The organism is Algoriphagus chordae (assembly GCF_003254055.1).
In the GTDB taxonomy this organism is placed as follows: Bacteria; Bacteroidota; Bacteroidia; order Cytophagales; family Cyclobacteriaceae; genus Algoriphagus; species Algoriphagus chordae.
This window is the reverse complement of record NZ_QKZT01000012.1, coordinates 21,787-43,573: the sequence shown is the minus strand read 5'-3', so window position 1 is coordinate 43,573 and position 21,787 is coordinate 21,787. Positions and strand designations below refer to the sequence as shown.

Sequence of the window (21,787 nt, the reverse complement as noted above, 5' to 3'; positions counted from 1 at the left end):
TTTCCTCTCAATATCTTATGTTTAGGTATGATAAATACTATGAAGGTTTTGGTTACTTTAATTCTACTGCTGCTTTGGAATAATTCTATTGCGCAGGAAATCCAATGGCATGGCGAAAGTCCAGCTATGATTGCAGCCCTGGAAGGTAGGGGCTGGGATGATATAGGATTTAACAGGCTTCCTAGTTCTGCCGAAAATATAGTTAGAACTCCCGTATGGAATTTGTCCCGACAAACTGCTGGACTTTCCATCAGCTTTAGCTCTGATAGTCCTGAGATCCAAGTTTCTTATACTCCAACGTCAAAGAATCTGGAAATGCCTCATATGCCTGCCACTGGCGTGTCAGGAGTGGATTTGTATGTGGAAAATGAGTCAGGAAAGCAGCACTGGGTTAGAGGAAATTATAAGTTCGGAGAAGAGGTGAGCTATGTTTTTCGACTTGATACTGAGGCTGGCTCGGCCAAAGATTTCCAGCTTTTCTTGCCGCTATACAACGGATTGACGGATTTAAAAATTGGTGTTCCTGAAGGAAAGAGTTTTGCCTTCAAAGCGAAACGTACTGAAAAGCCTATTCTGGTATATGGTACTTCCATTGCGCAAGGGGCTTGTGCTTCTCGACCGGGCATGGCTTGGACAAATATTTTGGAAAGGGAAATGAATATGCCGACGATCAACTTGGCTTTTTCAGGAAATGGTAGAATGGAAACTGAGGTTATAGAATATATCTCTCAAATCGATCCAGCTATTTTTATTTTGGATTGCTTACCTAATCTGGGGCCTAATGCAGGTTTTTCATCAGAGGAGATTAAGGAAAAGATCAGGTATGCTGTTACCACCTTACGTGCTAAATATCCAGATACCCCGATTTTATTGACTGAGCATGCAGGCTACTCAGATGGCTTGGTGTATGAGCCTAGAGCGGAGATTTATAAGAACTTGAATACTTGGCTTGAGGAAAGTTATATGCAATTAAAAGCGCAGGGTGTATTCGGTCTTTATACTTTGAGTAGAGAAGAGATAGGGATGGGAACAGATGACTTTGTGGATGGAACGCATCCTACAGACTTGGGAATGGCAAAGTATGCTTCAGCCTATGCGAAAAAGCTGAAGGTGATTTTTTCGGAAACCAATTAGGCTTCCTCTTTTCATATAATTCTAGATCTATTATTCAGAGATAAAGAAGTGGTTAAGGATCAAAAAAAAAGCAGCTCGAAAGCTGCTTTTTTTGAATTTAGTGAGCTGCGGAAACAGCTGGTTTCTTGCCTTTTTGCCAGAAGAATAATATGGTAAATAGTACAATAAGAATGATAGGGAATAGCATCATTTTCTCAAGTGTATCCTGTCCGGTAGCAAGCTCTAATGCATTACCTGTAAGTCCTTTTGCAGTATTTTCAACTGTAGAACTATCAATCCAATGACCAATTACTGGTTGGAAAAATCCTGAAGAGAACATTCCAATTGCACCAATTACAGACATTCCTAATGCACTACTCAAAGGGACTCTCTGAGCAACTGCTCCGACCATAACAGGCCAGAAATAGGCATATCCTAATCCATAAATGATGGCAGCAAGATATGCTACAGGCCCAGTGACAACACTAAATAAATAAATCCCTAATGCTGTGAAAATAGCTCCTCCTAGTAGAACTCCAGTTTGACCCAGTGATGAAACTACAGGCCCTGCAAAGAATCTAAGAACTGTCACTAAACCAGCAGTAAGTGCTAGAATAATCATTGGATCAGCTCCACTGCTTCCTAGGATTACACCTACCCACTGCCCAGGTCCAAATTCTGAAATAGCAGTAAATGCCATACATACAAGCAAGAAAATGTACAATGGCGACATCATAGATTTTAAATTGCTTGAGAGGGAAGTAGCTTCGTCCACTTTTGGCTCAGGGAATTTTTTACCGTAGAATAGGACAAAATAGGTGATCGCTGGGATCATAATAACTCCCATTTGAGCTTGCCATCCCAGGTCAAAAATTGTCATAAACTTCGAGATCAATGCTCCCATCACGATCCCACCAGGGAACCACATATGGAATCTGTTGAGCATCTTATTCATGGTGTTGCCAGAATACATATCTGCAATCATCGGGTTACAGGCTGCTTCAGTACAGCCAGTTCCAAGACCTATACATAGCATGGATATCAGAAGTCCAATATAGCCGCCAGCGAAAATAGTAAGTAGAACACCTAGTGTGTGTGCTACAAAAGCAATTTTCATAATGTTTTTTGGTCCCACTGAGTGGTAGAATAAACCACCGAGGATCATTGAAATAGGAAAGCCAAAGAACCACATGGAGTTGATGTGACCTAATTGTTCTCCTGTTAGGTCGAATTCAGCGCCAAGTTGAGAGAGGATGCCTGCACGAATGGAGAAGGATAGTCCTGTGGTAATCAGGGCAAAACAACTTCCGTTGAACAGTGCGCTTTTGTTGATGGTTTGATTCATATGATAGGTTTTAGAATTTTGGGATAAGAACAATCGATTGTAAAGACTGAAAAATAGGAAAAATATTGCATTCCGCTTTCCCGCTAATAAAAAATATTCTTCTGAAATCTGAGATTAATACAATACGAGTAATGATCCTCTTTCTTTTTCATCAAGCCCATAAAGTGGGTTGCGAAGTACAATAACGACTGCATAAGTGCCTGTAGGTACGTACTTTCCGTCTGATCTGCCATCCCAAGAAAGTACGGGTTCTTCTAGGGGAATATCATTGGTAGCGCTATGGTAAATAAGCTCTCCTTGGCGGTTTAAAATAAATAGTTCTGCCTCTGTAATACCTTCGCTTATAATGACACGGAAGTCCTTATCAGGATTTCCAATGATCATCGCATTTGGATATACGAGTTGGTAGTCACAGACATCGTAGGTTCTGAAGCTATCTTCAAACACACAACCATCTTCGGTAGTCACAAACAATTGGTAGTTGCCAATTTCGGTTGGTTTGAATAAAGGCTGTGTCGAAACAAGTTGTCCTTCGAAATACCATTCATAGGAAGAATACTCTCCTGGGTCGATAGGTGGAAGTGTGTTGTCCTTTGAGCATATTGGATAACTCTCATCCAAATCGGGTAAGGTTAGCATTGTGCTTTCTTCCACTGCAATGAAACTTCTTCCTATTTCACAATGCAGCTTGTTGTAGGCTACTGCCTCATAAGTACCTACTTTATCCACAGTGATTTCCATCATATTATCGAATTCAGGTAGTTCACTTCGCTGATCATTCGAATCGTAAAAAATCCACTCAGTATTTAGAACCTCATCCTCATCTGTAGTCAGTGTAATTACAGATGTCCCAGGTTCTGGACAGATCTTGGTAGCTTCGAGTACCATCGGGACAGCGGTGATAGGAGCTACTACTTCAAACTCGAATGGAGTTACGTTACAAAAGCCACTCGCCAAAGGCTGAACAAGCAGGGAGTAATAACCTATAGTAGAAGGATAGAATTCAAGCCCTCGGCCTACGATTTCATTCTCTGAATTGAGCCAGCGTATGCTGGTTTCTTCTGGTAATAATCCTTGGATGTCAGCAACATATAGAATGGGGTCAAAGCAACCTCTTTCTACCTTCTCAGGCGCGAAAGTGATTTTTTGAGAAACGGTGACATTGAAATCCTCAAATAATGCGCACAGGGTTGAAGATGAGCTGTTTGCTTCTCCTTTTAAAGAATATTGACCTCCTTCAGTAAGCAAAAAAGCTTCTCCTGCATTCAATGACTGCATACTTCCATCTGGGTATGTCAAGGTGAAAAGCAAATCCTCATCTGTTTCAGGGATAAAATCAAAGCTTTCACAAATAATAAAGTCTTCTGGAATACTGAAATCTACCTCAGGCTGATCATCTATCGTGAAAGATTTAGTAGGGTAGGTGCATCCATCTATGATCAATTCTAGAAGGTATTTTCCGGAGGACATATCAAGATCCAAGACTCCGTTGCTGGGAACAGTACCAGAGTCTATTTCACCTTTTGTAGTAGAAAATAAGCGATATGTCCCTGTACCGATAGCTTGTCCAAAATCTACTTCGACCTTTCCTTTTATGACACCGTCTTCAGCACAAGTTTCTGGTAAAACTTTCACTTGTGGGGTTAATTGATTTGGCGGGCTAGGTGATACAGGAGGGTTTGCCGCGTCTAGCTGTACTAATTTGGTGATTTCACACCCATTTTGGGTAGCTATAATAGAATATACCCTAGGTGTGAGATTGGTGTAGGTAAGTACTTGTCCCGCCGCAATTGGGCCTAGAGATATTCCAAGTTCAGGAATCTCGAGGGCATCCAAATCACTGACGCTAGTAAGCTGAAAGCTACCATTATCTGTGATGCAATCGTCTGGAGAGGTTAGGATCTGTAAGTCAAGCTTGGGCGATTCTAAGAATTCAAAGTCAATTTTCCTTTCAGAGGGGCAATCTGGATAGTTAGCATCAATAGCTCTGAAGAAAACTTCATATACTCCAGGACCATCCAGATCACTGGAATTTAGCGTTACTTCAAAGGCATTTCCCAAGCTGGTTTTAGTAGAAGCAGTGCTTTTTTGAATAAACCATTCTCCTGTCAATGGAGTGTCAGTGCCCAGTGTTAGATTAGATCCTTCGCAAATTTGATCAGCGGATTTCGTGATTTGATAATCAATCGCTGGACCGACATAAGTAGATCCCTTGATGGTGCAGCCTTGGGAGCCATCTGCATTTGTAAGGAATAGCTCCACAAAGTGGTATCCTGTTGAGTTGGTTAGGAATTCGTTTCCAGATCCTATAATTACGTCCTCACCATTTTCATCTAGAGATTTCCACACAATGGTGTAGTCAGAAAGGTTAGGAGTGCTAGGGTCTAAGGCAATAAGCAGCACAGGGGTATCGGCGCAAAGCAGGTAATCTGGTTTCATCGCCAATTCAGGGCCCTTTTGTACTACGACATCCAAAGTCTCTTCGTGGAAATTGGCATCAGTTCCTCTTCTTATTTTTAGAGAAACTACATAATCTCCTATCTCAGTGTACAGAAACTGAATAGTCTCATATTGGTCACCGCCACTCCTGTTAAATATTTCTTCCCCTGTAGACTTGTTGATTTTCCATTCATAAACATCCCCAGGACTACCGCCAGCACTATAGCTCCCGATGACTCCACTGTTGACAATACACAGGTTACTGTCACCGGTGAGTTCCAGCGCTGCATTTATCGAATAGTTAGTTTCGGGTTTACTTGGTTTTTTTTCTTGCTTCCCCAGGGTAAGCTGAGGAGACAATATAAGGATGGTCCAAACCAAAATCATCCCAATCATCCGTAATGGAAATTGGCAATAAGGCTTCAATGAAATCAAATTAGGGTGTATGCAAAGATAACAATACCTGCTATCAATGAATTATTCTTATGCTTTCTGGTTCAAAAAATGTTCCAATACTTTTAGATCTATTACAATGGATGTTATTCTATAATAAGTATCGACCCAAATTCGGATTGAGAGATGTTTTGGGCATGGTTTTTAAAATTAAGTCGAAGTGCATAGGTTCCGTTTGGGATAGCTTTTCCATTAAAGGTGCCATCCCAAAAACAGGTGGATGCCTCCGAGATTAGATTAGTTTCGGAACATTGGAAAACCACTTGTCCCCATTTATTTAGGATAACAAGGTCTAATTCGTCTATTAGGTAATTCGTATACAACAAGAATTCTTTGTCAGGATTGCCTGGTTGTACTGCATTTGGATATATGACCTTTAGCTCACACTCTTCTTCAGTAGTGAAATTGGTCTGATAAGCACAGCCTTCTTCAGAGTAAACAATCAGCCGATAATCGCCTATGGAAAGGGGCTTGAATATAGGAGAAGTCGACTCAAGGTTATCTCCAAAATACCATTCATAGCTGGCAAATTGTCCAGGGTTTATGCTAGGGGAAATGTCAAATTGTGGACATACCTGATAGCTTTCCTCCACTTCGGGTCTCACAGAGTCTGAACTTCTCAATATTAACGCTTTATCGTAACCTAGAAGACAGCGTACTTGATTTAAAAGGCGGACCTCATAGGTTCCTTCATTGATAGCTAAGATTTCTGCTTTGCCATTTTCGCTGGAAAGAAGGATTTCAACCCCATTTGGGTCAGTAAACCACCATTCTATGGTACTGACTTCTTCCAAATCAGCCTCAACTCGTAGAGCTGCAGAGCTGGCATCAGGGCAAAGTGGCTCGGCAATAAGGGATGTCACTACCGCCAAAACCGGAACCTCTACTTCAAATTCGATAGCCTTTTGGTCGCATGGAAAACTGCCTTTAGGCTGTACGTCTAAGGCAAATGAACCATAGCTGTTGAGTGTAAGGAATTGATCTGTGCCAATGATATTTCCAGCATTATTTGTCCAGGTGAATACCGCATCTGATGGGTCAGTATTTCCGATTTCTGCTATGTATGTTTTTTCTCCAGAGCATTTCTCTTCAACTAAAACAGGCGAGAAAGTTATCTTTTGGAAAATATTAACCTCCACTAGTTTGATTTCAGGACAGAGCGGCGCATCGAAATCAGGATTGTATCCAAAAAAGCTATAAGTACCCTGCTGATCTAGGGTTATCGCCTCTCCTGCTGAAATTGACACCGTGGTTCCGTTCGGCTGAGCAATGTCAAAGACAAGGTTTTGATTAGTGCTTGGAGTGAGTTCGTAAGATTCACAAATAGCTAATTCCGATGGGACATCAAATACTACACGATCAGGACTGACTTCGATTTCAAAGGAATTCCTACCCAATTCGCAGTCTTTGCCTATAGCAGGGATAATGCTGAAAGCTGAGGCCTCGTAGATCCCCGCTTCTGTAACTGTGATTTTGTATTTATCGTCGAATTCTGGCAGATTTTCGATATTTCCGTCTTGATCAAATCTGCGCCAAATGATATCTGTAATTACGTCTGGTCTGTCAGATGTGAGTGTGATGATTGATCCAGGACCAAGTTCACATAGTTTGGAATAAGTAAAGTCTAGATCCACACTAAGTACAGGCTTCTCTATCATAATAGTTTTTGGAGGAATGGGGCAGGCAGCACTTCCTGCCGGTTGTACGTCTAGCTTAAACTCACCAAATGAAGTAGGGAAAAGAAATTCTCCATTACCTACTATTTCATCATCGTCATTGTACCAGGTGAAGGTGACAGTGGAGGGATCAATGCCAAAAATATCCGCTTGATAGGTTCTGTTTCCAAAACAGTCTTCTGAAATAAGTTTAGGCTCAAATGTGACAGGCTCCACTAGAGTCACCGTAAATTCTTTAAGGGTAGGACAAATAGCAGATTGATTTGGTAGAAAGCCCTTTACCTTATAATCTCCAGCTTCAGTTAAAGTGAAGGGCTCATTGAGTGCTTTAGTTTGTTCGCTTAGATCTGGGAAGATTAGGGTGAATTCCAAAGCTTGGCTGGACTCAGGAATAAGCTCATAAGATTGGCAAACCGAGAGGGATGTTGGGATAGAGAATTCCACCTGCTCTAGCGAGGGTACTTCTATTTTGTCATTTTTCGGTAGGCTGCAAATGTCTTCATCGAAGAGCTCGAAGAAGTAGAGTCCGCCAGGGATATCTATTAAGATTTCGGATTGGTTGGTGACAGGACTAGAGCGAATTATTCCACCTCGCTCGTTTATTACTTTGTATGAGCCTGTCAGGCTCCCGTTTACTATTCTGATGGTGAAAGAACCATCTTGTTTACCTGTTTCAGTACAGATTTCGGGTTGGATGTCTGTGACTTCAAATTCCAATTGATTAGGAGAGTTATCCAGAGGAATCACTGTTGCGAGTGTGTTGATACAGCTTCCGAGCGTGCCAATGACAGTATAGGTGCCAGATTTCAATCCGCTTAGATCAACGATGTCTCCAGGAGCAAGCCCGGAGCCAGACACGGAAGTCCCATCGACCAGCAGCTGGTCTATCTGGGTTAAAGCCCGGATTTGGATCGCCCCGTCGGGGTTGAGGCACCCTGAAGATGGTATAGCGCCCACAAATTCAAAGTCAGGTCGTGGGGTGAAGGTGAGGTCTACGGATTTTTCCTGAACACATTGTGGGTTCTCAGCATTGCCCAGCGTGAGGAAGATCTTATAATCTCCGGCACCATCTAATTCATCTGAGCTAATATTGATGGATGATCCAGATTTGATAAATGTCCTTGGGCCACCAGATTTTTCATATGACCAGTCCCCAATAACTTCAGGGCTAGACGTGAAAGACAACTGTTGATTTGGGCAGGTTGAACTTTCAGAGGCTGATATGGTAAAGGTAGAGGACGCAGATAGTTTGGTCATAAGCTGCGTTTCACATTCTGGATCTCCATTTTGATTCAAGAAATGAAAGCTCACAGAATAATTGCCCGTAGTGCCAGTCTTCAAGCTATTGCTAGTAGAAATAGTATTGCCCAGTTCATCCGTCCAGTTGAAAATGTAATCTGAAAATCCAGGGCTTGCTGGATCTATCGCAAGGAGTTCTAATTCCTGCCCAGCACAAATAGCATACGCAGGCTTTAAGAGGGGTGTAGGTCCCTGAATCAACTCCACCTCTTTTTGATCTTCTTTGATCAATACTCCTGCCCGGTGCACAACTAATTCTATCCGATGAACTCCTATAGTCGAGAAGGTATAACTAATAGTCTGGAAACCTGCCCCACCAGTTCCTTCGAAAACAAGCTGATCAGCAGGGTCAAAAATCTTCCAACTGTACACATCTGTAGACGCCTCTCCAGCTCCAAAAAAATCACCGATGATACTTCCAAAGACGATACAAAGCTTGTCTGGCCCAATGATTTCCGGATCATTTGCATGTATTTCTCCAACAATGCTAGTTGCATTATTTGTGGAATAGCGAAGCAATTCTCCCTTGGAAATAAAAAACACCAGGGCAAATAAAATCGCTAATGCGGAAGATTTGAGTAGTCTTGAGTACAAAATAGAATAGGGTGATCGGATTTTTTAAGACTCTAAGCTACGCTTTTATAGTGCTGAAAAAAAAGTGCTTAAGTAAATCCGCTGCTCACATCTTGTCCCAAAATCTTAGGGCTTAACGTACAAAAACCCAGTCAGTCGCAGAGCTCAGTTTCTCGGAATATTCATATCCGTCCTCATTGAATGTCTTCAGCTGCTCGGGTTCGGTGATTCTGTTTTTGATCGCAAAATTACTCATCATACCTCGGGCTTGTTTGGCAAAGAAGCCGATGATTTTGTAGCTGTCATCTTTATACTCTTTGAATTCAATGTTGATCAGCGGACTTTTTAAGCTCTTCTTATGAACTGCCTTGAAGTACTCCTGAGAGGCAAGATTGACTATTGCTTGTCCCTTAGCTGCTGCATTGATTGCTTTTGAGATCTTCTTGTCCCAAAACTCATAGAGGTTTTTACCTTTTTTATTCTCCAATTTGATTCCCATTTCCAAGCGATAGGGCTGGATCAAATCCAAAGGCTTCAACAAACCATATAATCCTGAAAGTATTCTTAGGTGTTCTTGAGCAAAGTCAAAATCCGACTTTGAATACTCCTCCACATCGATTTTGGTGTACACATCACCCTTGAAAGCTAGAATGGCTTGCTTAGAATTTTCTGAAGTAAAATCTCTCTGAAAAGTTTTGAATCGCTCATCGTTGAGTTCTGCCAGATTATCTGAGATATGCATCAGTTCAGCGATTTCCTTTGCCGATTTCTTTTTCATGATTCTCACTAAGGAGCGAGTATCCGTTTGAAAGTCAGGTTGTGTAGATTCTTTAAAATTTGGAGCACTATAATCCAGCGTTTTGGCTGGTGAAATCAGGATAAGCATATTATTGAATTACTGTAATCGCCTTGGTTAATTTTTCTGTTTTGTTCTGGTCTCTGCTGGTAAACTTCACTACCACGGCATATGTTCCATTTGGCACAAATTCCCCTCTGACCTGTCCGTCCCAAGGGCAGAAGGCTTGACTTGGCTCTAAGTTTTCGTGAGTACAGTAGAAGATTAATTCTCCCCAGCGATTGTAGATATAGACTTCTACATCATCGATGTACTCGTTCGCATAGAGGATGAAGTTTCTATTTGGGTCATTTAGGATTACGCCATTCGGAAAGATTATTTTCAGAGAACAATCTTCTACCACATCAATGGTAGAAACGTATTCACAACCTAAATTGTCCGATACTATCAGTTCGTATATTCCGCCTTCCGTAGGGGTAAAAGTAGGGGCAGTGGAAACTACCACGCCATTTAGCTCCCAAGAGTAATTGTCATAGACTCCTGGGTCGATAGTTTGGGTGACACCTTCTACTGCACAGATGGTGAATCCTGCTGGTACCACAGGAGGAAGGATGGTGGATTTGACCACTATATCATTAGCTCTTCCTAGGTCGCAACCCACACTGCTTCTTAGCAATACTTCATAGGTCCCTTCTTGAGATACTTCGATGATCGGCATTCCATCAAAAGCAGGTATTCTGGTTCTAGTCCCATTGACCACTGAGTACCATTCGAAATCATCAACATTGGTCAAATCCGCCACTACTGCGATCGTGGTACTAGTTTGTCCAGTACAAAATGGTTCTACGTCTAGGCTTACTTCTACCTTTTGGGAAATGATTTCGGCAGTAAATGGGATTTTGTCAGTTGGGCATAAGCCGCCAGCTACTGGCTGAACTTCCAGCGTATAGTCTCCAGATCTACTAGGGACGAATACCTGCCTTCTTCCCACGATTACTCCTCCATTGTCTTTCCAAAGGAAAATCACATCTGCAGGATCAGCATTGTTCAATATCGCTTCGTATTGAATACCAACTTGACAATCTACTATTGGTGGAGATAGGTCAAAGTCAATTGGCTGCGTAATATCTGCGACAATTGTCTCTTCTCTTGGGCAATTTACTCCAGTTGGATCTTCTCCTCTTACTGTATAGGTGTCGGAAAGCGTAAGGGTATATTCTCCATTCGCATCAGCAGAAATAACTGTTCCTGCTGAACTCGTTACGGTATAATCCAATACATCCGGAGAAGTAGGCATGAAAGTGAAGCTTTCACAAGCTGTCAAATCTGAAGGTACAGAGAATACTACTTCAAACTTCTGAGCTATTGAATAGATATTTGGATCTGGGATAGCGCAACCTGAAGGATCCAGTACTTCTACAGAATAATCTCCATAACCTAGATGGATAGTGGCTTGCGGTGTTGCATTGAGCGCTCCTTGGAATACTGCTCCATCTTCTTGGCGCGTGATGATATACTCTCCATCAACTGGCGTTGCAAATACAAAACGAATGTATCCATCTTCCACACCTGTCGCATTACAAGTTTCATCTTCAACCTCTACTGTATATGCAAAGCCTGCAGGCGGATTACTATTTTCGATAGTAACAGTCTGGGAGAATGTACAACCTGTGGCATTTTCTGTTTCTACACTATAATTCCCAGGGAGTAAATTGGGTACTTGAAGTACATCTCCTTGATTTACATTTGTGAAAGTGATACCTTCACCTACTACAGTGACCAAACTGGCTGGAGATTGCATGCTGATCTCAAACGCTCCATCGGCAGTGGTACAATCTGTCGCTGGACTAGTTTGTGCCAAAGTGAAAAGCGGTAATTCATTGACCAACAAATCCAATTTCTTTTCAACAACACATCCCTCTAAAATCGGGTCCTGAGTGACGAATATAATCTCATAATCTCCCGGGCCTGGAAGTGTATTGATATACAGTTCAAGTTCAAAGAATTCACCTAGTGCAACTCGATTAGGGTCGCCATTGAGCTCATAGAACCATTCTCCAGAGATAGGGGTGTTTGGCGCAAAAGTGACTGTGGTCTCTTCATAACATACTTCAGTGGTAGTCTGATCTAGGTCAAATTCGAAGGCTGGACCCACGAATATTTCTGCAGTCGCAGGACAAGTCTCATAAAGCAGTGCTTCATCATCAGAAAGTCCATCTGGGAGTCTATAAGTTACATTTACAGTATATATGCTTTCTTCATCAACTGTGATTGTATTAGAGTTTTCGTCGCCAAACACTTGTCCAGCGGCATTAGTCCATTCGAAATTATACAAGCCCTCAGCAGGATCATAGCCATCAATCGCCGTTAATGTGACCGGGTTGCCGGCGCAGAGAGTTGCATCATCTGCTAAAGTCAATTCAGGTGGCGCTTCTACCAATATCTCTGTACTCGCTTCAAAGTAGGTAGGGTCTCCACATCTGTCCACCCTAAGATCCACTGTGTAAGTGCCAGCTATATTGAAAATTTGATCTAAGTTTTGGAATTCATCACCAGGGCCACCGTAATTATTTCGGATGACTGTGCCATCATCCTGATTGGTAATGGTCCAGAAATAACTGTCGATATCAGGTTCCCCACCACCTTCTAGTAATGCACCAGCTCCAAGTTCGGGGTCAAGACAAAGTCTTTCTGGAGCAGCGAGGCTAGGTTCTGGGATGGAGCTTCCTGAGTTTTGAACAAAGGATGGTAGACCGAGATTAGAGTTCCCTGGCATTGCATCTACTCCATCCTGAGTAAAGGTGCTTTGAGAATTACAGCCAGAACCCACATTGATTTGACCAATTCTATTATCTCCAACTACAGCAACATATATCTGACCATTTGGACCTATTTGCAGAGCTCCTAGGTTCAAGCCAGCCGTTTGAGAAATCTGATTTTTGGTGCTGAGAATACAGGCTTCTATTTCTGCTCTTGTGCTTGCTCCTTCGAAGCAAGTGGGACAAACTGCCGCGTCAGGATCGTCGTTGTCATTTGCCTTGATGATAAATTCCTCTATTCCAGGCCCACCGCTCAAATAGGAAACAAGTACACGCTCTCCATCTTCAGAAAATTCCAAGCCATATACTTCGCCATCGCATCCCAAGTCTAGACGAGCATACTCTGTCATTTCGCCAGTATCGCTGTCAAAATCAAAGATTTCCAGCTTATTACAGCCACCATCAGTAATGGTGATCGCCACTTTGTCGCCATCAGAATTGAATTTCATAGCACCAACGCCGGAATTGAATCCATGATTGCTACCCACAGAACTGAGAACAGGTAGTCCAATGCCATTTGCGGAAACTGGATAAGCTCTATAGGTATTATTGCCCAGTTCATGGTACATAACCCAAGTCGTATCACCTGCATCTAATGCAGCCGTGTGCTCAGTAGACGGGCTGAAAAGGAAATTATCCTTCGTTACGACATTGCCTACACCGGTTGGATTTTCGGATTTGATATCAACTAGAGAGTATTTAGCCTCATTAGACCCATTGGCAGAAAGCTGAGAAGTGAAGAGGTAGAATAGTGTTTCTTCTCCTGGCACAGGCACTGCGAGCACTCCTTGGCTACTTGAATTGTCTCCTCCTATGTCATCTCCGTTCTCCATCAAATCTCCATTGAGATCCCATACAGATTGCCCGTCCGTATAGAAAAGCACTTCTCCATCCTGACTGGAAATAGTTGTGGTTCCAGCAGGTATGTCATGCGGGTGCGCAGTTGCAATTGGTCTTGGTGTAGGAGCATCCGGGTCATTGGGATCAGGATTGAAATCCAATCCTGCACCATCACCGAAGTACCAGATATTGTTCGTCTGATCTTGTACATCCCACATTTTGATGCGGATTTCAGCATAAGCATAGCAAGAGGAGCCTGGCTCACGAACTAACACCCAGTATAAACCTGGGGTACAGACTTCATTGTCTTTTCTAGTTCCCCAGCCTTCATCTCGATAGTTAGACCAGAAATATTCGTAATTATCATCTCCACCTTGGCCTCCGCCACCTTGACCGCCGCCGCCTTGACCTCCTCCGCCACCTTGGCCTCCATCATCTTCTCCTGACTGAGCCATAAGTAATGGGCCAATATCTATACAGGATTCACAAAGGGTGGTGTCCTGAGGAGAGAAATTGGCTTCAAGGTTATTTTCAGTGAGAGGAATAGTATGATTGACAATGGTAGTCTCTCCGTCGGCAAAAGTTACCGTAAGGGTGACGTTTACACTAGTTTCTTGAGTGGCATCCGCAGGAATCAGAAAATGCTCTTGCGTATAATCCACATCTATTGGATCTCCATTCTCATCAGTGAGTTCCGGGCTGAATTTCCAATTAAAACTTACTGGTCTATAGTTTTCTGGAGTTAAGACCGAGGTGAGTTGTACAGGGTTTTTCGCACAAGGCATGTCTGGTGACCAGGTGAAATCTACTGTAGATGTGATGTCTGCATTAGGTGCAAAAGTGGGGAATACCGTGCCGCAGAAATCTGTTCCGGCAAATGGATCTTCTTCCAATTCAAGCAACATCAAATCGACCTCATTTGGGTTGTTAACTTTTCCCATCAACTGAGGACCACCGACTTCTTCTTCATATAAGTAGTACAGACTCCCATCAGGCCCAACCTTGATGTCATGCACCGCAAAAATGCCTGTAGGAGGAGTTCCCGAACCCAGCAATGGAATCTCTTCTAGGCTGGACGAAAGATCAGCGGTAGGCACTCTTTTCAATTCATTTCCTAGGGAGAAATAGATATAGGAACCATCTGGGGAGAATTCAGCTCCTCCATATTCGTCACCTGTTCCAGATTGACTGATAGGGCTTGCCGCACCAAAAGTTCCCGAGCTGGTATCAAAGTCCAAGACTAAAATCGGATCTGTACCTGAGTCTGGGATTATGATTAATTGATTGGTATCCTCATTGAAGACGATCATTTTTGGAGTGGAGGAAATCACCTGGCTTCCTGTATTCGTGAAATTTCCTTCTCCATCATCCAAGCTCCTTGAGATAAGATTCCCATTATCAAAACTTATTAAATAAGAAGGAGATGCTGAGCTTTTTACAACCAAAAGTGCTCCAGATCCATTGCCTATTACATTGTCTTTAGAGGTGATCTCACCCAGAGGCCTATCATTTCCAGTAGCTTGTCCTGGAGCATTCATGTCTGCCACAGCATACTGTAGCTCCCCGCCTAATGAGAGGTAGAAAATGTAAAAGAGTTTGTTCCCATCTGGATCATAGTCTAAAAATCCAGTTGCTACTTGCTGTATTCCATCAATATTTCCATTTAGACCTGAGCCTACACCTTGTATTTGCTTTTCGCTATAGTCATAGACCAGTTCGCCATTGGTAAGGAAAAAGGGCTGTCCGGTAATTGGGTCAATTGCCAGCGCCGAATTTTTTTTTGTAAAGACTATTGATCCAGGAATAGTCTGAACGGTAGGGGTATTACCTTTTCCGAATGATAGGTAATTATTCTCTGTAGCTCCTCCGCAAAAGCCGAAAATCCACTCATTGTCATTAAATCCCTGTGAATAGACGTCGGAATTAAATACAAATGTTGTAAATAGGAGGGCGAGAGTAAAAATGTAGGGTAACCTTATGGAATTAGGGCTGCTTTTCATAATTTTCGAACTGCTTCTAAAACAACATACGATCTGTAGCGTTGAAGAAGCCTACTGAATATTCAAATTAACGAACAAATACTTGTTACGGTCTCTGGTTTACGTTGTTTTTCTTTGTGTGGTTGGACTATTTCTCGGGACCAATGCTTTTGCCCAGGACCCGCAATATAGCCAATATTATGCGGCACCCCTTTACTTAAATCCTGCTTTTGCTGGATCGGAGTTGACAGGACGCGTAGGTTTCAATTATAGAAATCAATGGCCTAGCATTGATGCGCAGTTCACCACTTATTCTGCTTATTACGATACCTACCTCAACGATTACAATTCAGGGATAGGTGTAATGGTGATGCAGGATACAGAAGGAGCCACCAAACTTAGATCCACTACCATTGCAGCTATGTATTCTTACGAGCTGAAATTGGGGGATAAGATGTATTTCCGACCTGGATTTCAGGCAAGTTATATTCGTCGTGAAATTGGTTTCTATGAAAATTTGGTTTTTGCCAATCAAATCAATCCAAACGATCCTTTTGGTCCAATAACTCCAGGAACAGATATTCCTGGTTTAGGTGATCCTGTTAATATGCTTTCCCTTTCATTTGGAGGATTGTTCTTCACAGAGGACTTTTGGATAGGTGGATCAGCTCACCATGTGAATCAGCCGAACCAGTCTTTTATTGATGGAGATAGTCCCTTGCCAGTTAAGTTTTCTGCGCATGCAGGCTACAGGATTTCACTTGGGGAAGGTTCTATGCGTGGGGATTTTACGCATATGCGAAAGGAACGTTATTTGACTCCTACGATTAATTATAAAAGACAAGGACCATTTGAGCAGCTCGATATTGGTGCCTATTTTTATGTAGAGCCTATTGTTTTTGGACTTTGGTATAGAGGACTTCCTTACAAAAAAGTGGAGGAGCAAAGTAATCGCGATGCGATAGTAATGATGGTGGGTCTCAATCTTCTTTCTGGTCTAAACGTAGGCTACAGCTTTGATTACACAGTTTCACAGCTGGGCATTCAGTCAGGTGGTGCGCATGAATTGAGTCTTTCTTGGACTTTGCCAAACAATCATCAAGGACAGCCAAGAAGAAGAGATACACTGCTTCCTTGCCCTAAATTCTAACCTACGATTTTAGAATTACGATTGACGAGTCACTGTAATTTTCAAACACTCCATATTATTCAATCCTTTTGCTTAAATAAAAAGGAGAAAATTGAGGTCTAGCTATTTGGGGATTAGCGCTGTGGTCTTTTCAAAACCTACGTAAACTAAGGGGTTCGTAAATAAAAAAGCTGAAACGATCTCTCGCTTCAGCTTTTGACTTTAATGTGTTTTTTCTCCTATAGGGTGTAAAACTCTTCCCAGCCTCTTCTCGGCACTTCACCTCCAAGCAATTGATTAGCAAGAGGGTTATTCGTGATTCGCTGAGTTTCTCTATCGAACTTCAAGGTGGTATTGAGCTGCTGAGCCAATACTCCCAAGCAGAACACCTGACTCAATGGGCCTGCAACTTCAAATCTTGAACGTGTTTGCTCCTCGCCTTTACAAGCCTTTAAGAAGTTAGCAAAGTGATTGGATGGGCTGTCTGGTACTTCAGGAAGCTTGCTTTCCATGGATTTGGCTTTTTCCTCACCAATAATCGAAAGCGTGCTACCATGAGATCCGCCTTTGAAAGTAAAGTCTTTGCCATAAATGATTTTACCTGGATTTAACTTTGCAGGCTGGATTTGACCAGTACTTGCCGCTGGAATATTTGCGTCTAATTCAGACACTCCATAGTCTTCAGGTACTGGAGGGACATTATCCACCCCATCATACCAAGTAAGATCAAGGGCAGGCATATCACCTCTTTCTGGGAATTTGAAAGCGATGGTAGAAGACATCGGGAAGAAGAATGGGTTATGACCTTTCAGCATTACCGGATCCACCTCGTATGGTAAACCAAGGTCTAGGAATTCATGTACAGTATCCATCGTATGGGCACCCCAGTCTCCTAAAGCTCCCATGCCGAAATCGTACCAGCATCTCCACTGACCGTTGATGAAGTCCTTGTTATAGTCATGCGGGAATCTTGCCATCATCCAGGTATCCCAATCCAAGGTGGAAGGAATAGACTCAGCTTTTGGGAAGCTTTGCATATTTATATCCCAACCATGCCATCTTCTTGGGCTGTTCATGTGTGCTGTAACAGCGGTGACATCCTTGATGATTCCTGCTTCTTTCCAGGCTTTGAATTGGAAGTAGTTGGCCTCTGAGTGTCCTTGATTACCCATCTGGGTAACTACATTATGTCTTTTGGCGCCGTCCATCATCAAGGTTACCTCGTTGAAGGTACGAGCCATTGGTTTTTCTGTATAGACATGCTTGCCTTCTGACATGGCTAGCATGGTAATCGGGAAGTGGGAGAAATCAGGAGTTCCTACAGTGATTGCTTCGAATCCACCTCCAAATTCATCAAACATCTTTCTGAAGTCCTGAAATCGCTTCGCTTTAGGAAACTTGTTCATGATCTTGGTGGTATGGGGAGCTCCCATATCCACGTCACAAAGGGCTACGATATTACAAAGGCCTGTTTCATAGAGTTCATTGATGATCTGAGCCCCTCTGTTACCAATGCCACAGCAGGCAAGGTTTACTTTATCACTTGGAGCAATGTGTCCTGTGGTTTTGCCTAATACTGAGGAGGGAATAATGGAAATGCCACTAAGTCCGAATGCGGCTAGTGAGCCAGTTTTGAGAAAATTTCTTCTATCCGTTTTCATGTGTTTATTGTTATTTTTTATTGGTCATCCCCCCGATAAGTATCGGGAGAAATCTAGCATGGTATCCTTTTTCGATGATTATCGGGAGCAATCCTGATATCCCCTCTGTGTCGGATACGACCGACTAGATTTCATGTTTTATGGGTATTTGGGAAGTTCAAATTGTGTTTCAGACCAGAAAGTAGGGATTTTTTGGCGCTTGTCATTTCATTTTTATGTTGGAAGGCGAAAGAATTAACGGAATCGATACCGAAATAGAAATCCAAGATCAGGATGAAAACCCTTGAAAGTTTTACTATTTTCCCAATTCATTCTATAAATAACTATGAATAGTATATCTCTAAACAAGTCTACATTTTTACTGGTCTTGCTAGCAATCCTTGCAATTCCTTATGTTTCAGCTCAAAATGGCAAAACTTTCTTACAATTTGAAGGCAAAGATGGTCCTGGCAAAGGCAAGAATGTTGTGTTGATCTCCGGAGACGATGAGTACAGGTCTGAGGAATCTATGCCGATGATGGCTAAAATATTGTCAACGCATTATGGTTTCAATACCACTGTATTGTTTCCGATTGAGCCTGAAACAGGAAATGTTGTCCCTAGCTATCAAAATAACATCCCCGGCTTGGAGCATTTGAAGAATGCAGATTTAGTCATTATGCTGATCCGTTTTCGGGATCTTCCTTTGGATCAGATGAAGCATTTGGAGGATTATTTCAAATCAGGTAAGCCTTTGATAGCGCTACGTACTTCCACGCATCCATTTTCTATCAAGGACAAAAGCTCTCCATATGCCAAATGGACCTGGAATAGTAAAGTTCCGGGTTGGGAAGGTGGCTTCGGTCAGCAGATCGTAGGGGAAACCTGGGTAGCGCATCATGGTATTCACAAATCAGAAGGAACAAGAGCATTGATAGATGGAGTGGATCGCGATGCAGATCACCCGATTCTAAGAGGCGTAGATGATATCTGGGCTCCAACGGACGTGTACTCTATTAAGAATTTAACATCAGCAGCCAACGTACTTCTTTTCGGTCAATCTACTGCTGGAATGACTTCAGAAGCACCACTTATGTGGGATAAATCAATTATGCCGATCGCTTGGACAAAAGATTACTCGCTAGATGGTGGCAAAACAGGTAAAGTCTTGGGAAGTACATTAGGTTCTTCGATAGACTTTCAGGCGGAAGATATGCGTCGCTTAATTGTGAATGCTTCATTTTGGCTGCTGGACATGCCAGAGGTGATTACACCTGAGCTTTCTGTAGATATTGTAGGAGACTATGAGCCTACGATGTTTGGCTTTGATAGCTTTAGGAAGGGGATGAAAGTGAGCGATTTTAAATAAGTTCTAATTTTTTTTATAAAAATCGAGTATGAATGAAAAATGGGAAGAAATATGCTTTTTGCTATCCGAAAATGTAAAGCAAGAAATAAGTGAAAGTGAATTTGAGCAAAATGTAATTCAAGCATTGAGAGTTCTAAATTGGAAAGAATTCACAGGTGATATTCAAATTAGACCTTCATTCCAATTTGGAGCCACGAATAGAATAATGCCTGACATTGTAATAAATTCGTCGAACAAGAAAAATTTGTTTGTAATAGAAATTAAGCAACCAAATATTCCATTGACAACCCGTTTTCAACAGCAGTTGTTTTCTTACATGCGACAGTTGAGACTTCAATACGGAATTCTAATTGGAGAAGCAATTCAGCTGTTTTATGATGGCGACCTAGCACAGCACGATGACCCAGTTTTACTTGAAACAATTCAAATTGATAAAGGAGATAGTAAAGGTCAAAAATTTGTAGAACTTTTTTCAAAAGATGATTTCACTTTTGACAAGTTGAATACTTTCACTGAAAATTCGCTTAAAAGGATTAATCGTAAAGCCGATCAAAAAGTATTAACATTTAAAATTTTATCACAAGATTATCAATCGAAGGTTTTAGATTTAATAAAGCAAGATTTTTTAAAAGAATATGATGCGGAATTGATTGATAGTGTTCTGAATGATATTTCAATCAACATTTCTGCAAACCAAAGCTTTCAAGTTTCAAAACCCAAACCCCCTAGTAATAATGGTCAAAAACCTGAAAACACTAATTCAAGGGATACAACAAAATATATACTAAACGGGAATGGTGAACCACTTGCTAAAAATAGGTTCGTTTTTGAGTTTGTAAGACAGTATTTTAGAAATAAACCATCTAATTTTTCGAGTTTGAAAAACACATTTAAAAAGGAATTTCAAGGTTCGACTGGGGTTATTAACGAATTTGAATATGTTCAAACCAAGTATGCGAATAAATCAAACAAAAGGCACTTTACAGCCGAAAATCAAATTTTGGAAAGTACTGATGGAGTGAAATTTGTCGTTTCGACGGAGTGGGGTAAACATAATATTGCCGAAATTATAGATTTGGCTCGACGTGAAGGGTTTCAAGTGGATGAGGTATAGTAAGATCAATTTTTCAAAATTGGGAATTTTCTATCTACTAATATCGAATGATGAATGTCGAATAATAAATAATGAAGTTCTGAAAGAAATAAGTAACTAGTTGAATGAGAAATAGATGAACAAAATAGGATTTAATGTGCTGGCATGGTCAGCCGAGATGTCGGAGGAGTTGCTGCCTGTATTGGATCGCTTGAAGAAGATCGGATATGATGGAGCAGAGTTTTTTATCGGAGGTTCGCCAGAAGAATCCTTCAAATTGGTTGGAAATCACTGTGCTGATATAGGTTTGGAGGTAACAGCTGTAACTGTAATGGGGCCAGAGCAAAACCCAATCTCTACAGATGCCAAGGTAAGAGCTGCCGCCGGCGAGCAACTTAAATGGGTGATTGATAGAGCGCATGATTTGAATGCTCAGGTGCTTTGTGGTCCATATCATTCAGGATTCACTGTCTTTGCCTCACGAGAACCTATAGAGGAGGAATATAACTGGTCCGCTGAATACCTGCATGCGATGGGTGATTATGCTCAGCAGGCAGGTGTGTTATTGACTCCAGAGGCGTTGAATAGATTCGAATGCTATCTCTGCAATACCATGGAGCAGCTTTCCTATTTGTTGAAAAAAGTCAATCATCCGAATGTGAAGGCGATGTTTGATACGCATCATGCGAATATTGAGGAGAAGAATTTGGCGGATGCGATTAAGTTTATTGCACCTCAATTGGGCCATTTCCATATTTCTGAAAATGACCGGGGCACTCCAGGTTCTGGTCATGTGAACTTTGACGAGACCTTCAAAGCTTTGGCTGATATTCAGTACAAAGGTTGGTTGACTATCGAGGGCTTTACTAGAAATGATCCTGCTTTTGCCAATTCCATCGGTGTGTGGAGAAATTTCTCAGAGCCATGGGATATGGCGGAGAAAGGCTATGACTTGATCAGAGGAATGGGAGAGAAGTATGGCTTATAGGAAGCCGTATAGATGTCATTTGTTCTCGTGAGTTACAAACTAATATGGTTTCAATCCATGCTAACTCGGAATAAATCTTGACGAGTACATAAAGCCCAACTTTTGATAGTTGGGCTTTTTCTAGGGTTTAGGGAGGTGTGGAGTTTTCTATTGATTCTTTTGGGTTTTCGGAATATAGGTCAAAAAGGAAATAATTAGAGAGCTGATGAGTGTAGTTGTAAATCCGAGTGCCTGGC

At 41.9% G+C, this 21,787-nt stretch carries 11 protein-coding genes; 5 read left to right on the top strand and 6 right to left on the bottom strand.

Going from position 1 to position 21,787, the window contains the following annotated elements:
- Window positions 1-27: 27 nt before the first annotated feature.
- Window positions 28-1,134 (top strand): SGNH/GDSL hydrolase family protein, encoded by a 1,107-nt coding sequence (locus LV85_RS13690; protein WP_245942310.1) that lies wholly within the window; start codon window positions 28-30, stop codon window positions 1,132-1,134.
- A gap of 97 nt (window positions 1,135-1,231) precedes the next feature.
- Here the strand turns inward: LV85_RS13690 and LV85_RS13685 are convergent, their stop codons facing one another.
- The 5 genes from LV85_RS13685 to LV85_RS13665 all read right to left on the bottom strand — a co-directional run bounded on the left by LV85_RS13685 (window position 1,232) and on the right by LV85_RS13665 (window position 15,353).
- A complete protein-coding gene (locus LV85_RS13685; RefSeq protein WP_111320362.1) occupies window positions 1,232-2,458 on the bottom strand; it encodes an MFS transporter in 1,227 nt (408 codons plus the stop codon).
- 114 nt (window positions 2,459-2,572) lie between these two features.
- Complete coding sequence (locus LV85_RS13680; protein WP_146260478.1) at window positions 2,573-5,323, bottom strand: hypothetical protein; 2,751 nt, start codon at window positions 5,321-5,323, stop codon at window positions 2,573-2,575.
- Window positions 5,324-5,436: 113 nt separating this feature from the next.
- Window positions 5,437-8,919 (bottom strand): gliding motility-associated C-terminal domain-containing protein, encoded by a 3,483-nt coding sequence (locus tag LV85_RS13675; protein WP_146260477.1) that lies wholly within the window; start codon window positions 8,917-8,919, stop codon window positions 5,437-5,439.
- A gap of 112 nt (window positions 8,920-9,031) precedes the next feature.
- The gene (gene yaaA, locus LV85_RS13670) at window positions 9,032-9,784 is read right to left on the bottom strand and encodes a peroxide stress protein YaaA (RefSeq protein ID WP_111320359.1); all 753 of its coding nucleotides are present in this window, start codon (window positions 9,782-9,784) and stop codon (window positions 9,032-9,034) included.
- Between the two features lies 1 nt (window position 9,785).
- The gene (locus LV85_RS13665; protein ID WP_111320358.1) at window positions 9,786-15,353 is read right to left on the bottom strand and encodes a T9SS type B sorting domain-containing protein; all 5,568 of its coding nucleotides are present in this window, start codon (window positions 15,351-15,353) and stop codon (window positions 9,786-9,788) included.
- Window positions 15,354-15,435: 82 nt separating this feature from the next.
- Between LV85_RS13665 and LV85_RS13660 the strand changes: the two genes are divergently transcribed.
- A complete protein-coding gene (locus LV85_RS13660; RefSeq protein WP_111320357.1) occupies window positions 15,436-16,482 on the top strand; it encodes a PorP/SprF family type IX secretion system membrane protein in 1,047 nt (348 codons plus the stop codon).
- Window positions 16,483-16,700: 218 nt separating this feature from the next.
- Here the strand turns inward: LV85_RS13660 and LV85_RS13655 are convergent, their stop codons facing one another.
- On the bottom strand, window positions 16,701-18,122 hold the full coding sequence (locus LV85_RS13655; protein ID WP_111320356.1) for a Gfo/Idh/MocA family oxidoreductase: 1,422 nt from the start codon (window positions 18,120-18,122) through the stop codon (window positions 16,701-16,703).
- Window positions 18,123-18,447: 325 nt separating this feature from the next.
- Between LV85_RS13655 and LV85_RS13650 the strand changes: the two genes are divergently transcribed.
- From LV85_RS13650 to LV85_RS13640, 3 genes are all read left to right on the top strand, one after another.
- Entirely contained in the window at window positions 18,448-19,470 is a 1,023-nt protein-coding gene (locus tag LV85_RS13650; RefSeq protein ID WP_111320355.1) for a ThuA domain-containing protein, read from the top strand.
- A gap of 28 nt (window positions 19,471-19,498) precedes the next feature.
- Window positions 19,499-20,584 carry a type I restriction enzyme HsdR N-terminal domain-containing protein gene (locus tag LV85_RS13645; RefSeq protein WP_111320354.1) on the top strand — a complete coding sequence of 362 codons (1,086 nt, stop codon included), beginning with the start codon at window positions 19,499-19,501 and terminating at the stop codon, window positions 20,582-20,584.
- Between the two features lie 115 nt (window positions 20,585-20,699).
- The gene (locus LV85_RS13640; protein ID WP_111320353.1) at window positions 20,700-21,551 is read left to right on the top strand and encodes a sugar phosphate isomerase/epimerase family protein; all 852 of its coding nucleotides are present in this window, start codon (window positions 20,700-20,702) and stop codon (window positions 21,549-21,551) included.
- The last annotated feature ends 236 nt before the right edge of the window (window positions 21,552-21,787 follow it).